Source organism: Rhizobium sp. NZLR10, assembly GCF_019685125.1.
In the GTDB taxonomy this organism is placed as follows: domain Bacteria; phylum Pseudomonadota; class Alphaproteobacteria; order Rhizobiales; family Rhizobiaceae; genus Rhizobium.
The window spans coordinates 1-12,737 of the sequence record NZ_JABDWE010000027.1 but is presented as its reverse complement, the minus strand read 5'-3'; the positions used below and the strand labels follow the sequence as shown (position 1 = coordinate 12,737).

The following is a 12,737-nucleotide window of genomic DNA, read 5'->3' as shown; positions in this document are numbered from 1 at the left end:
GATGCGGTGAGGCTTGGAATAGACGCGCGTGTTGCCAATATTCAGCAAGAGCAGGCCACCATGGAACTTCCAGCCGCCAGCCGGCATTCCATGCTCGGATATGCTGTTTGGGGAACGACCATGGCCAGTGACAACCTCTCGACATATCGATCGAAGCGCGACTTTCAAAAGACGACGGAGCCGAGCGGCGATAAGCAGAGCGCGCGCAGCAATCGCCGTCGCTTCATCATCCAGAAACATGATGCCACCCGGCTGCATTACGACCTGCGGCTCGAACTCGACGGCGTCTTCAAATCATGGGCGGTCACCAAGGGCCCATCGCTCGATCCGCACGACAAGCGGCTGGCTGTCGAGGTCGAGGATCACCCGCTCGATTATGGCGATTTCGAAGGCACGATCCCGAAAGGGCAGTATGGCGGCGGCACGGTGATGTTGTGGGACCGCGGCTATTGGGAGCCGGAGGGAAAGAAAAGTCCGGAGCAGGCGCTCGCCAAGGGTGACTTCAAATTCACCCTGGAAGGCGAAAGGCTGCACGGAAGCTTCGTGCTGGTGCGCATGCGTAATGACCGCGATCGCGGCAAGCGAGCCAACTGGCTGTTAATCAAGCACCACGACGAATTCTCGGTCGATGAGAATGGCGCAGCGATCCTGGAAGAGAACGACACCTCGGTCGCCTCCGGCCGAGCGATGGATATGATCGCGGCCGGCAAAGGCCGCAAGCCAAAGCCATTCATGATCAAGGGTGGTGATGTTCAAGCGAATGCAGTCTGGGACAGCAATCACGGGCTGGCCGCCGAAGAGCGAAAAGAGGACGCCCGAGCCGACAGGAAGCCCAAGACGGCAGCAAGGGTCGACCTTCCAGACTTCATTGAGCCGCAACTTTGCCAGGCCCTGGAGCGGCCGCCGGCCGGCACCGGCTGGATTCACGAGATCAAGTTTGACGGCTACCGCATCCAGATGCGCACGCTCGAGGGCGAGGTGACGCTGAAGACGAGGAAAGGCCTGGATTGGACCGGCAAATACCCACAGATCGCCGAGGCGGCATCGGTGCTGCCTGATGCCATCATCGACGGCGAGATCTGCGCGCTCGACGACCATGGCGCACCGGATTTCGCAGCCCTACAGGCAGCCATTTCGGAGGGCAGGGCCGGCGATCTCGTCTATTTCGCCTTCGATCTTCTTTATGAGGGTGGCGAGGATTTGAGATCTCTGCCTCTCATCGAGCGCAAGGCGCGGCTTCGAAGCTTTCTGTCGGATGCCGGCAGTGATCCCCGCCTGCGTTTCGTCGAACATTTCGAGACCGACGGCGATGCGGTCCTTCGCTCTGCCTGCAAGCTCTCACTGGAAGGCATCGTCTCCAAACAGGGCGATGCACCCTATCAATCGGGCCGAACCGAAAGCTGGGCGAAATCGAAATGCCGCGCCGGCCACGAAGTGGTGATCGGCGCCTATGCCAAGACCAATGGCAAATTCCGATCCCTGCTGGTCGGCGTCTATCGCGGCGACCACTTCGTCTATGTCGGCCGCGTCGGCACGGGCTATGGCGCGAAAAAGGTGGAAACGCTGCTTCCGAAGCTGAAGGCGCTCGAGACGGCAAAATCGCCCTTTACCGGGATCGGCGCGCCGAAAAGGGAGGCCGAGGTCACCTGGTTGAAGCCGGAACTCGTCGCCGAAATCGAATTCGCAGGCTGGACCGCCGACGGTCAGGCCCGCCAGGCCGCCTTCAAGGGTCTGCGCGAGGACAAGCCGGCCAGGGAAGTCAAGGCCGAACGGCCGGCGAAGCCCGCACAAACTGAAGTGCCGGAGCCCGCGGTGGCGGCGAAGACCAGACCCATCCGCCGCAAAGGCGCCAAGGCCGAGGTGATGGGCGTACTGATCTCCAATCCCGACAAGTCGCTGTGGCCGGATGCCAATGATGGCAAAGCCGTGACCAAGGAGGATCTGGCCCAATATTATGAAGCCGTCGGCACCTGGATGATCGAGCACATCAAGGGTCGCCCCTGTTCGATCATCCGAACGCCCGACGGGGTTGGCGGCGAGCAGTTTTTCCAGCGCCATGCGATGCCCGGCACCTCGAACCTTCTCGAACTGGTCAAGGTCTTCGGTGACAAAAAGCCCTATCTGCAGATCGACCGGGTCGAGGGTCTGGCTGCCGTCGCGCAGATCGGCGCTGTCGAGCTGCATCCCTGGAATTGCGAACCGCATAAGCCGGAGGTGCCCGGCCGGCTGGTGTTCGACCTCGACCCCGGCCCCGACGTGCCGTTCTCCACAGTCGTTTCCGCCGCCCGCGAAATGTGCGATCGTCTCGACGCGCTGGGTCTGATCAGCTTTTGCAAGACGACCGGCGGCAAGGGCCTGCACGTCGTCACGCCGCTTGCGATCAACAAGCGCAAGCCGCTTTCCTGGGCAGAAGCGAAGAGCTTCGCGCACGACGTCTGCCAGCAGATGGCGCGCGACCATCCGGAACTTTATCTGATCAAGATGACGAAGAGCCTGAGGAACGGCCGCATCTTCCTCGACTATCTCCGCAATGACCGGATGGCGACGGCCGTGGCACCTTTATCGCCCCGTGCGCGCCCGGGCGCAACCGTCTCGATGCCGCTGACCTGGAGCCAGGTCAAATCGGATCTGGACCCCAAACGCTTCACCATCCGCACCGTGCCGGCACTGCTGTCGAAATCGTCAGCCTGGGAGGATTACTGCGACGGCCAGCGCCCGCTGGAGCAGGCAATCAAACGCCTTGGCAAAGTCTCGAACGCGGCCTGAACGCGAATAACAGTCCGCCCGTGGTCAGCTGTCCCTATCGGAATGAATTTTCTCTGAGGGCCGATATTGCCCTTCGCAAAACCGCTCCAAATTACAGCGGAGTGGATCGTGGACATCAAGCGTTGACAATCCTTTGCCCTCGAGGTCTACTGGCCCACTTATCGGACCAGCAGACCTCAGGGGGAGGGCATGGCGATGGATGTTCGAGCCATGCTCGAAGACGACGTTGCGACGCTTGGTGGAGCGCCGAAGAAGTCGATGAAAGACTTCGTCGTCCAGAAGATTGCGACCTTCATCGCCACCGGCATCCTCAAGACAGGTGACCCGCTTCCGAGCGAACGTGAACTGGCTGCCGCGCTCTCGGTCAGCCGCGAGACCGTCCGCGGGGCGATCCTGATCCTTTCCACGCATGGAATTCTCTCGGTTGCGCAGGGAACGCGCACGGTGGTGGCGTCTGAAGATGTCGGCGAATTGGCTGTTCAGGCGGCGCGCTATCGCGACATTGCGGCCTACAGTCTCGACAATGTTCATGAGGCGCGGCTGCTGATCGAAGCGCAGGTCGTCAGGGCTGCCGCGGTCAGGATGGAACCTTCAACGCTTGATTATCTCCGCCAGTCGATCGCAGCACAGGAAGCCGCCTGTGACGATCCTGTTCGCTTCTTGATCTGTGACCGGGAATTTCACACCGCCATCTATCGCTCCAGCGGCAACGCGGTGCTGGCTGACATGGCCGCCGACCTCTATTCCTACCTTCTCAGCCACCGAAGGCGCGTTGTATCGCAGCCCGGGACGATCGCCACCAGCATCGCCGATCACCGGTTGATCCTCGCCGGTTTGGAGACTGGGGATCCGGACGCCGCATGCGCGGCCTTCGCGCTCCACGAAACCCGCATTTATACGACAACCAAGCTGCTCCTAGCCTAGGCCGCAGGCGAAGAGCAGGAGAGACAGAAGTCGAAGACAGGGGGAATACGATGCATATTCTCATTATCGGGGCGGGAGGCATGATCGGCCGGAAGCTCGCTGCCAGCTTGGCGCGCAGCGGTTTCCTCGGCGCCGATACGATCACCCGCATGACGCTCGCCGATATCGCCCCTCCGCCTGTGCCAGCCGGCGTCGTTGCGTCGGTGGAAGCCCTAGCCGCCGATATTTCCGCAGGCGATGCCGCGGAAGCCCTGGCGGCTCGCCGGGCCGACGTGATCTTTCATCTCGCCGCGATCGTTTCCGGCGAGGCCGAGCGCGATTTCGAACTGGGCTACCGGGTCAATCTCGATGGCACGCGAGCTTTGTTGGAAGCGATCCGTCGTGAAGGAAGCCGGCAAGCCTATGTTCCCCGGTTCGTCTTCTCCTCGTCGATTGCGGTCTATGGCTCGCCGTTTCCCGATCCGATCCCCGACGATTACGTCCAGGCGCCTCTCACCAGCTACGGCGTGCAGAAGGCGATATCGGAGCTGTTGCTCGCCGACTATTCGCGGCGCGGCTTCATCGACGGCGTGGGAATTCGATTGCCGACCATCGTGATCCGGCCGGGTGCCCCGAATGCCGCCGCATCCGGCTTCTTTTCCGGAATTCTGCGGGAACCGCTCGCCGGCCAGCGGGCTGTTCTTCCCGTGGAGGAAACGGTCAAGCACTGGCTGGCAAGCCCACGTTCCGCCGTCAAATTTCTGATCCACGCCGCGACGCTCGACACATCGTCGCTGGGTGCGCGGCGCACGCTGACCATGCCGGGGGTTGCAGCCACCGTTGCCGACCAGATTGCCGCGTTGCGCCGGGTTGCCGGCCCCGAGGCGGTTGAGTTGATCGACCGTCGCCGCGACGAGGTCATTGAAGCGATCGTCGCCGGATGGCCGAAATCCTTTGCGCCTGATCGTGCGACGCAACTGGGTTTCACCGCCGAAACCAGCGTCGACGAGCTGATCGAGGTCTACCTCGCCGAAGACGCTCCGGGTGCGTCGCGAGGAGATTGAGGAGAGGGGCGGGAGCCTCATTATAACGACAAGACGAAGACACAGCATGTAGCGCTCGATTTCTGGGAGGAGTGAGTATGGCAGGCGTTCAATTCGCGGATGTGCGGAAATCATTCGGGGCATTTCCGGTCATCAAAGGCGTCGATATCGACATCGCCGATGGTGAGTTCGTGATCCTGGTCGGCCCGTCGGGTTGTGGTAAATCCACGCTGCTGCGGATGCTGGCGGGACTTGAGAACATTTCCGGCGGCGAGATCAAGATCGGCGGGCGCGTGGTCAACACGTTGCCGCCGAAGGACCGCGACATCGCCATGGTGTTTCAGAACTATGCGCTCTATCCGCATATGACGGTGGAGCAGAACATGGGCTTCTCGCTGATGCTGAACAAGGCGCCGAAGGCCGAGGCCGAGAAGCGGGTGAAATACGCCGCCGGCATCCTCGGTCTCGACAAATTGCTCGACCGTTATCCGCGCCAGCTTTCCGGCGGCCAGCGCCAGCGTGTCGCCATGGGCCGGGCGATCGTGCGCGATCCGGAGGTCTTCCTGTTCGATGAACCGCTGTCCAACCTCGATGCCAAGCTGCGCGTCGCCATGCGCGCCGAAATCAAGGAGCTGCATCAGCGACTGAAAACCACTACCGTCTACGTCACCCACGACCAGATCGAGGCGATGACCATGGCCGACAAGATCGTCGTCATGCATGACGGTGTCGTCGAGCAGATCGGCACGCCGCTCGAGCTTTACGACACGCCGGCCAATCTCTTCGTCGGCGGCTTCATCGGCTCGCCGGCGATGAATATGATCAAGGGCAGGCTCGATCCGGAAAACCCGACGCAATTCAGGGCATCCGACGGCACGACGCTGCCGGTCGCCCATCCGCCGGCCGGCGCCATCGGCCGCGACCTCGTCTACGGACTTCGCCCGGAATACATCTTGCTCGACGCCAATGGCCTGCCCGGCGAAATCGTGGTGATCGAGCCGACCGGCTATGAGACCCATCTCACCCTCAAGCTCGGCGGCAGCGATGTCAGCTGCGTCTTCCGCGAACGCGTCAACGCGCGGCCGGGCGAAATTCTGCGCGTTGCGATCGACGCCGCGCATGTTCATCTCTTCGATGCCGAGAGCGGCCGCAGATTAACCGACTGACGCCGTCCGGCAGCGGCGGGGCGGAGGAGCTCTCGCAGCCAGCAGGTTGGTCGCATCCCCTCTCAGGGATGCAAGGACCGTCGTTCACCAAGCGGGAGGTGAGCGCCGGGGAGTTCGCACCCGCGTTTTGATGAGGAGGAATCTCATGAGGATCAAAAGACGTGACTTTCTTGCCGCCTCGGCTGCCGTCGCCGGCGCCGCCGGCCTCGGCATTCGGCCATCTCTCGCCCAGGCCGAACCGAGCTACACGCCGGAAAGCGGTGCCAGCCTTCGTCTGCTGCGCTGGACACCCTTCGTCAAGGGCGACGAGGAGGCCTGGATCGCCAACACCAAGAAGTTTACCGAAGCGACCGGCGTCGAAGTGCGCATCGACAAGGAAAGCTGGGAGGACATCCGTCCGAAGGCCGCCGTTGCCGCCAATGTCGGCTCCGGCCCCGATCTCATCATGTGCTGGTTCGACGACGCGCATCAGTATCCGGACAAGCTGGTCGATCTCACCGAACTCGGCAATTATCTCGGCAATAAATATGAGGGCTGGTACGACGGTGTTAAGGGTTATGCGACCCGCGGCGACACCTTCATCGCCATGCCGCTGACGGCGATCGGCAACGCCGTCGTCTATCGCGACAGCCACGTCAAGGCCGCCGGTTTCAACGAATTCCCGAACGATACCGCAGGCTTCCTCGAACTCTGCAAGGCCATGAAGGCAAAGGGCACACCGGCCGGCTTCCCGCATGGCAAGGCCGTCGGCGACGGCAACAACTACGCCCACTGGCTGCTGTGGAGCCATAACGGCATGATGGTTGACGAAGGCGGCAAGGTAACGATCAACAGCCCCGAGACGCTGGCTTCGATCAACTATGCCAAGGAGCTCTACGCGACCTTCATTCCGGGCACGGAGAGCTGGCAGGACGTCAACAACAACCGCGCCTTCCTGGCCGGCCAGGTCTCGCTGATCGCCAACGGCGTCTCGGTCTATTACACCGCCAAGAACGACCCGAAGCTCGCCGAGATCGCCAAGGACATCCGCACGACGAACTTCCCGATCGGACCTGTCGGCAAGAGCGTCGAACTTTGCCAGACGAGCTCGCTGCTTCTCTTCAAGCACACCAAATATCCAGAAGCGGCCAAGGCCTACATCAAGTTCATGATGGAAGCCGATCAGATGAATGCCTGGATCCAGGGCTCCAGCGCCTATTGCTGCCAGCCGCTCAAGGCCTTCGCCAAGAACCCGATCTGGACCGCCGATCCGGTGCACGCGCCCTATGCGCGCGCCTCGGAGAAGCTGCGCCCGAACGGCTATGCCGGCCCGCTCGGCTATGCCTCAGCAGCGACCATGGCCGACTATGTTCTGGTCGACATGTATGCCGCCGCCGTCACCGGTCAGATGTCGCCGGAAGATGCGATGAAGGAAGCTGAACGCCGGGCAAACCGCTACTATCGCGTCTGACCCGCGCGTCGGAGCATGATGCCATCATGCTCTGACTATTCCTAAAGCAAGCGGGGTGCCGGCCTTCGGCATGCCGCAGCCTCCTCCGGGAGTTCAAACGCGATCTGGAGATAAGCAATGTCGATGGCAAATTCGAGGGATAGACGTGGGCCGGTCTCTTCGCTCCTGCAGAACAACAATGTGCTCGGCTTCCTGTTCATGCTGCCGGCGGCAGTGTTCCTTGTCTGCTTTCTTACCTACCCGCTGGGGCTCGGCGTCTGGCTCGGCTTCACCGATACCAGGATCGGCCGCGACGGCGTCTTCATCGGGCTGGAAAACTACCAGTTCCTGATGGACGACTCGGTCTTCTGGCTGTCGGTCTTCAACACCATCCTCTATACCTCCGTCGCCTCGGTGCTGAAATTCGCGCTCGGCCTCTGGCTGGCGATGCTGCTCAACCAGCACCTGCCCTACAAATCCTTTTTCCGGGCCATAGTCCTGCTTCCTTGGGTGGTGCCGACGGTGCTGTCGGCGCTGGCCTTCTGGTGGATCTACGATGCGCAGTTCTCGATCATCTCCTGGTCGCTGATGAAGCTGGGGCTGATCAGCGGACCGATCAACTTCCTCGGCGACCCGATCAATGCGCGCATATCCGTCATCGTCGCCAATGTCTGGCGCGGCATTCCCTTCGTGGCGATCTCGCTGCTTGCCGGGCTGCAGACGATCCCAGCCTCGCTGCAGGAGGCAGCCTCCCTCGACGGCGCCACGAGTTGGCAGCGTTTCCGCTATGTGACGCTGCCGATGCTGACGCCGATCATCGCCGTCGTGATGACCTTCTCGGTGCTTTTCACCTTCACCGATTTCCAGCTGATCTACGTGTTGACCAAGGGCGGCCCTGTCAACGCGACGCATCTGATGGCGACACTCTCGTTCCAGCGCGGCATTCCCGGCGGCCAGCTTGGCGAGGGTGCGGCGATCGCGGTTGCAATGGTGCCCTTCCTGCTCGGCGCGATCATGTTCAGCTTCTTCGGCCTGCAACGGCGCAAATGGCAGCAGGGCGGCCAGGATTAAGGCCAAGGATTAGGAGAGTGACGATGTCGACAAATTTAACCACCGCCGATCAGGTCGTGACCGACAACGCAGAAGGCATGAGCTATCTGAACCGCCTGCCGCGGCGGATCGTGATGCTCTACCTGCCGATGGCCGTCTTCGTCTTCGTCCTGCTCTTCCCGTTCTACTGGATGGCGGTCACCGCGGTGAAACCCAACGACCAGCTGACCGACTACAACAATTACAGCCCGTTCTGGGTGGTGGGACCGACGCTCGCGCACATCAAATACCTGTTCCTCGAGACATCCTATCCGGGCTGGCTGTGGAACACGATGCTGGTGGCGGTCTGCTCCACCTTTCTCTCGCTTGTGGCTTCGGTCTTGGGCGCCTATGCCATCGAGCGCGTCCGCTTCACCGGTTCGCGTTCGGTCGGCCTGGTGATCTTCCTCGCCTATCTCGTGCCGCCCTCGATCCTCTTCATCCCGCTTGCCTTCATCGTCTTCAAGCTCGGGATCTACGACTCCCGGCTGGCGCTGATCTTCACCTATCCGACCTTCCTCATTCCCTTCTGCACCTGGCTGCTGATGGGTTATTTCCGCTCGATCCCTTTCGAGCTGGAGGAAAGCGCGCTCGTGGACGGCGCCAACCGGTGGCAGATTCTCACCAAGATCATCCTGCCGCTCGCCGTGCCGGGGCTGATTTCGGCCGGGATCTTCGCCTTCACACTGTCCTGGAACGAATTCATCTATGCTCTTACGTTCATTCAGTCCTCGGAGAATAAAACTATTCCCGTCGGCGTGCTGACCGAACTGGTGCGCGGCGATGTCTTCGAATGGGGGGCGCTGATGGCGGGAGCCCTGTTCGGCTCACTCCCGGTGGTCATCCTCTACTCGTTCTTCGTGGATTATTACGTGTCCTCGATGACCGGGGCGGTGAAGGAGTGACAGCGGCAAATGGGATGCCGAACCACATTCGGCGGTCTCAATGTCGAGCACTGGGCCTTCTTGCGACACGTGGTATAGTTAAATGTCGGTCATCCATCTGGACGATACGATAAAGGAATTATTCCATGGGAGACCAGAAACGCCCGCTGCAACCTGGAGAAGCCGCGCCCGGGTTTGCACTAGCCACGGCCAACTTCGACGGAACAGTCTCTTTCGCCGACTTGAGCGGTCGCCCGTTCCTGATCGGCTTCTTTCGCGGGCTCCACTGCCCGTTCTGCCGGCGTCAGCTGGAACAGCTTGCCGGCGTAGAGCCGACCCTGCGTGCCGCCGGGGTGGAGACCGTGGCCGTTATCAACACGCCGGTGGAACGTGCCCGCCTGTATTTCCGCCACCGGCCGACGCCGGTAACGCTTCTATGTGACCCGGACTGCCGCACGCATCGGGCCTACGGTGTGCCGCATGCCGGGTTCCTGCCCGATGGGAGTGGCGAGCAGCCCGAATGGCCCTATAGCGCGAGGATGGCGCAGTTCCAGGCGGCACGCATCAACCCTACCGGCGAACTGCCGGAACCGCGGCACCCGATGGAAGCCAACGCCATACTCAACGCCAAGGACCGCTTCGAGCTTACGGAAGCCGATCATGCGATCTTCGCGAATCACGCTACCCAACTCGTCGGGCACTTCATGGTCAATGCGAACGGCACCGTCGGCTGGGCACGAATCGAGGCGCTCGACGGACCGAACAGCCTCTCCATCTTCCCGACCGCGGCGGAGATCATCGCCGCCGCCGGCAGCCTTGCACGCTGACCTGCAGCGAACGATCACAAACGCTGCAAAAGCAGACCTGCCGCCAAGGCATGAAAGGCGTCGACCGCTTTCGGCAGCACGTTTTGCGGATTTTCGCTGGCAGCAATCCAGAGAGCAGCATTGAGAGCCGCGCCGCTCAGCAGCCGGGCCGTCGCCTCTGCGTCAAGCGGCTTGAGGACGCCCCGTGCGATCAGCCGCTCCACGTTGCTTTTGGTCACCTGCAGACAAGTGTTCTGGCTCGGCCATTGCGAGGGATCGCCTAACACCGCAGGTCCGTCGAGCAGAACGATGCGTTGGACTTCCGGATTGAGCGCCATCTGGATATAGGCCGCACCCTCGGCGAGCAGGCCCCGCCAATCGTTACCCGCCAGAGCCCCGATCTCTTTGGCGCGCGCCGCCATTTCCATGTCGATCTGATCGACAACCGCTGCCAGCAGCCCGCGCTTGTCTCCAAAATTGTGGTAAAGCGCGCCCCGTGTCAGGCCGGCGTCAGCGGTCAGTTCGTCCATCGATGCGGCGGAGTACCCCTTTTCCGCAAAAGCCTTTCGCGCGGCCGCGATCAACTTGGCGCGGTTTTCCTGCATCGTTTCGCTGCGTGTTTTCGCCATCCGACCCCTCAAATTCACATACGTAACGTATATAGGATTGACATACGCTGCGTATGCGAGATATCACACATACGTACCGTATATCAAATAGTGCGCGAGCCTGTGAAGCGTTACGCCGCGCTGATCGGTCGTTGCCAACAAGAAAGAGAGACCAGAATGACTGAACGCGAAGCAATCTTTCCTGCCGACAGGCACGCTCTTTACGAGCAGCACGGCTATTCGGCCGCGATCCGATCCGGTGATCTGCTGTTCGTGTCCGGACAGGTCGGCAGCCGTTCGGATGGAACAGCCGAACCCGATTTCGAACGCCAGGTCCGGCTGGCCTTTGAAAACCTGAAGGCCACGCTCAGCGCAGCCGGCTGCACGGTCGATGATATCGTCGATGTCACCACCTTCCACACGGATCCTGAAAACCAGTTCGCAACCATCATGGCCGTCAAACAACAGATTTTCAGCAAGCCGCCCTATCCGAATTGGACCGCACTCGGCGTCAACTGGCTCGCCGGCTTCGACTTCGAGATAAAGGTCATCGCCCGTATTCCGGCAAGCAACTGATATCGCCAGGTTCCGGCGGCACGGGACGCCCTCAAGGTGAAAGCGCGCAACTTTCATTGCGCCGCTGGTCGAGAACTTGCCGACATCGGGAGTCGCTCCTATCTCATGTCCAATAGACTGATGGAGCGACGAGATGGTGGAACTTGTGGCTGACACTCAATTCGATACGACGATCGAGATCATTCCTCCGGAAGACACAAAAGACCAGTCCGATGGCCGTATTTGCCTTTGCTGTAAACGCCGGTGTCGATGGATGGACGACGACGGCTGCGGCATCTGCGAGGAATGTCTGGCCTCATGATGAAAGCAGGAAGGGCACAACGCGATGGCAATCCGCAGCGCCGGACTTCTGATTTATCGGCGCGTGTCCAATGACCTCGAAGTTCTCCTCGTCCATCCAGGCGGTCCCTTCTGGGCTGGGAAAGACGAGGCTGCCTGGTCGATCCCGAAGGGATTGGTCGAGCCGGAAGAGGATGAACTGGCGGCGGCAATGAGGGAGACTGCCGAAGAACTGGGTGTTGCAGTCGACGGCATAGTCACACCGCTGGGCGAATACCGGCAGCCTGGCGGCAAGATCGTCGTCGCGTGGGCGATCGAAGCCAATCCGGCATTGGACGTGAACGCCATACGGAGCTCTGAATTTCAAATAGAATGGCCCCCGAAATCGGGCCAGCTAAAGAGCTTTCCGGAGGTTGACCGCGCGGGTTGGTTTTCCCTAGGCGACGCGGGAACAAAGCTTTTGAAAGGCCAGCGCCCGATGCTTGCCGACCTCCTGAAGCATCAGGAATGATCGGTGGGAAATGATGAATTGAGCCACCCCGCTCGCCGCACGCATGCGTGAAGCGCGCAGCAGCTATGAGTTGTTTCTACAGACGTCCATCTCCATCTGACAGTCAAAGCCCTCTGACTCAAATCGAGAAAATCGGCGCTCCGACCCGGCTTGGGCACGCGCGAGGAGACAATCATGAACGAGATTTCGAAAACCCTGAACGACATGACGCTTGTCGAACGGTCGAGCCTGCTCGACACCGTCGCCGACGCCCTTGAGGCAACCGCTGAGGAGGCAGGAGGGGAGGGCGACGCCCGCTTCGTCGCCAACTCCATCTGCATCGCCAATACGATCCGGGGACTATCGGGGAAGCTTGCGCCCCGCGATCTGCGGGCGGCCGAATTGCTCCTGGAGCAGGGTATCATGCTCGTCCACCAATTTTCCAACAGGACGAAACCAGGCGGAATGGTCCACTAGCCGTAGCGCTTGGCTACGACGCGCGCCGGCCGGTCGACCATCCGAATCCGTTTGAGCCAACAGAATGCTTCAATCTAACCAGGAAAGGCTCTAGCAGGCTGCTGAAATTCGCTCTGCGTTGGCGCAGTTGCTTGCTGTGGGTCTGATTTTTTTACAGACTGGCTGTCGTGCGGTGGGATTTTGGCCGATTGAGGCGGGTTTTCTGGCCATATCGGCTTATT

12 protein-coding genes are annotated in these 12,737 nt (G+C 61.1%); 11 read left to right on the top strand and 1 reads right to left on the bottom strand.

What is annotated here, in order from left to right:
• The first annotated feature begins 120 nt into the window (after positions 1-120).
• The 8 genes from ligD to HJB82_RS29520 all read left to right on the top strand — a co-directional run bounded on the left by ligD (position 121) and on the right by HJB82_RS29520 (position 10,107).
• The gene (gene ligD / locus HJB82_RS29555; protein ID WP_221142257.1) at positions 121-2,766 is read left to right on the top strand and encodes a DNA ligase D; all 2,646 of its coding nucleotides are present in this window, start codon (positions 121-123) and stop codon (positions 2,764-2,766) included.
• A gap of 195 nt (positions 2,767-2,961) precedes the next feature.
• A complete protein-coding gene (locus tag HJB82_RS29550; protein WP_207585633.1) occupies positions 2,962-3,690 on the top strand; it encodes a FadR/GntR family transcriptional regulator in 729 nt (242 codons plus the stop codon).
• Between the two features lie 50 nt (positions 3,691-3,740).
• A complete protein-coding gene (denD, locus tag HJB82_RS29545) occupies positions 3,741-4,733 on the top strand; it encodes a D-erythronate dehydrogenase (RefSeq protein WP_207585280.1) in 993 nt (330 codons plus the stop codon).
• Between the two features lie 77 nt (positions 4,734-4,810).
• On the top strand, positions 4,811-5,878 hold the full coding sequence (locus tag HJB82_RS29540; protein WP_207585279.1) for an ABC transporter ATP-binding protein: 1,068 nt from the start codon (positions 4,811-4,813) through the stop codon (positions 5,876-5,878).
• Between the two features lie 145 nt (positions 5,879-6,023).
• Positions 6,024-7,328 carry an ABC transporter substrate-binding protein gene (locus tag HJB82_RS29535; protein ID WP_221117733.1) on the top strand — a complete coding sequence of 435 codons (1,305 nt, stop codon included), beginning with the start codon at positions 6,024-6,026 and terminating at the stop codon, positions 7,326-7,328.
• A 117-nt stretch (positions 7,329-7,445) separates the two neighbouring features.
• Entirely contained in the window at positions 7,446-8,378 is a 933-nt protein-coding gene (locus HJB82_RS29530) for a carbohydrate ABC transporter permease (protein ID WP_207585277.1), read from the top strand.
• 23 nt (positions 8,379-8,401) lie between these two features.
• On the top strand, positions 8,402-9,301 hold the full coding sequence (locus HJB82_RS29525) for a carbohydrate ABC transporter permease (RefSeq protein WP_221117732.1): 900 nt from the start codon (positions 8,402-8,404) through the stop codon (positions 9,299-9,301).
• Positions 9,302-9,426: 125 nt separating this feature from the next.
• Complete coding sequence (locus HJB82_RS29520; protein ID WP_221142256.1) at positions 9,427-10,107, top strand: redoxin domain-containing protein; 681 nt, start codon at positions 9,427-9,429, stop codon at positions 10,105-10,107.
• Positions 10,108-10,121: 14 nt separating this feature from the next.
• On the opposite strand, the gene HJB82_RS29515 is transcribed toward HJB82_RS29520, so the two are convergent.
• On the bottom strand, positions 10,122-10,715 hold the full coding sequence (locus HJB82_RS29515) for a TetR/AcrR family transcriptional regulator (protein WP_221131920.1): 594 nt from the start codon (positions 10,713-10,715) through the stop codon (positions 10,122-10,124).
• Between the two features lie 156 nt (positions 10,716-10,871).
• On the opposite strand from HJB82_RS29515, the gene HJB82_RS29510 reads away from it, so the two are divergent.
• The 3 genes from HJB82_RS29510 to HJB82_RS29500 all read left to right on the top strand — a co-directional run bounded on the left by HJB82_RS29510 (position 10,872) and on the right by HJB82_RS29500 (position 12,516).
• Positions 10,872-11,270, top strand: coding sequence for a RidA family protein (locus HJB82_RS29510; protein WP_221117730.1), 399 nt, complete (start codon positions 10,872-10,874; stop codon positions 11,268-11,270).
• A 325-nt stretch (positions 11,271-11,595) separates the two neighbouring features.
• Positions 11,596-12,060 carry an NUDIX domain-containing protein gene (locus HJB82_RS29505; protein ID WP_221142255.1) on the top strand — a complete coding sequence of 155 codons (465 nt, stop codon included), beginning with the start codon at positions 11,596-11,598 and terminating at the stop codon, positions 12,058-12,060.
• Positions 12,061-12,234: 174 nt separating this feature from the next.
• Positions 12,235-12,516 (top strand): hypothetical protein, encoded by a 282-nt coding sequence (locus tag HJB82_RS29500; RefSeq protein WP_207585272.1) that lies wholly within the window; start codon positions 12,235-12,237, stop codon positions 12,514-12,516.
• Positions 12,517-12,737 lie beyond the last annotated feature (221 nt).

Bases quoted from the DNA above. Each gene is read 5' to 3' on its own strand.
- HJB82_RS29540 (WP_207585279.1), top strand. From the start codon at position 4,811: ATGGCAGGCGTTCAATTCGCGGATGTGCGGAAATCATTCGGGGCATTT.
- HJB82_RS29520 (WP_221142256.1), top strand. From the start codon at position 9,427: ATGGGAGACCAGAAACGCCCGCTGCAACCTGGAGAAGCCGCGCCCGGG.
- HJB82_RS29535 (WP_221117733.1), top strand. From the start codon at position 6,024: ATGAGGATCAAAAGACGTGACTTTCTTGCCGCCTCGGCTGCCGTCGCC.
- HJB82_RS29515 (WP_221131920.1), bottom strand. From the start codon at position 10,715: ATGGCGAAAACACGCAGCGAAACGATGCAGGAAAACCGCGCCAAGTTG.
- HJB82_RS29525 (WP_221117732.1), top strand. From the start codon at position 8,402: ATGTCGACAAATTTAACCACCGCCGATCAGGTCGTGACCGACAACGCA.
- ligD (WP_221142257.1), top strand. From the start codon at position 121: ATGGCCAGTGACAACCTCTCGACATATCGATCGAAGCGCGACTTTCAA.
- denD (WP_207585280.1), top strand. From the start codon at position 3,741: ATGCATATTCTCATTATCGGGGCGGGAGGCATGATCGGCCGGAAGCTC.
- HJB82_RS29500 (WP_207585272.1), top strand. From the start codon at position 12,235: ATGAACGAGATTTCGAAAACCCTGAACGACATGACGCTTGTCGAACGG.
- HJB82_RS29550 (WP_207585633.1), top strand. From the start codon at position 2,962: ATGGATGTTCGAGCCATGCTCGAAGACGACGTTGCGACGCTTGGTGGA.
- HJB82_RS29510 (WP_221117730.1), top strand. From the start codon at position 10,872: ATGACTGAACGCGAAGCAATCTTTCCTGCCGACAGGCACGCTCTTTAC.
- HJB82_RS29505 (WP_221142255.1), top strand. From the start codon at position 11,596: ATGGCAATCCGCAGCGCCGGACTTCTGATTTATCGGCGCGTGTCCAAT.
- HJB82_RS29530 (WP_207585277.1), top strand. From the start codon at position 7,446: ATGTCGATGGCAAATTCGAGGGATAGACGTGGGCCGGTCTCTTCGCTC.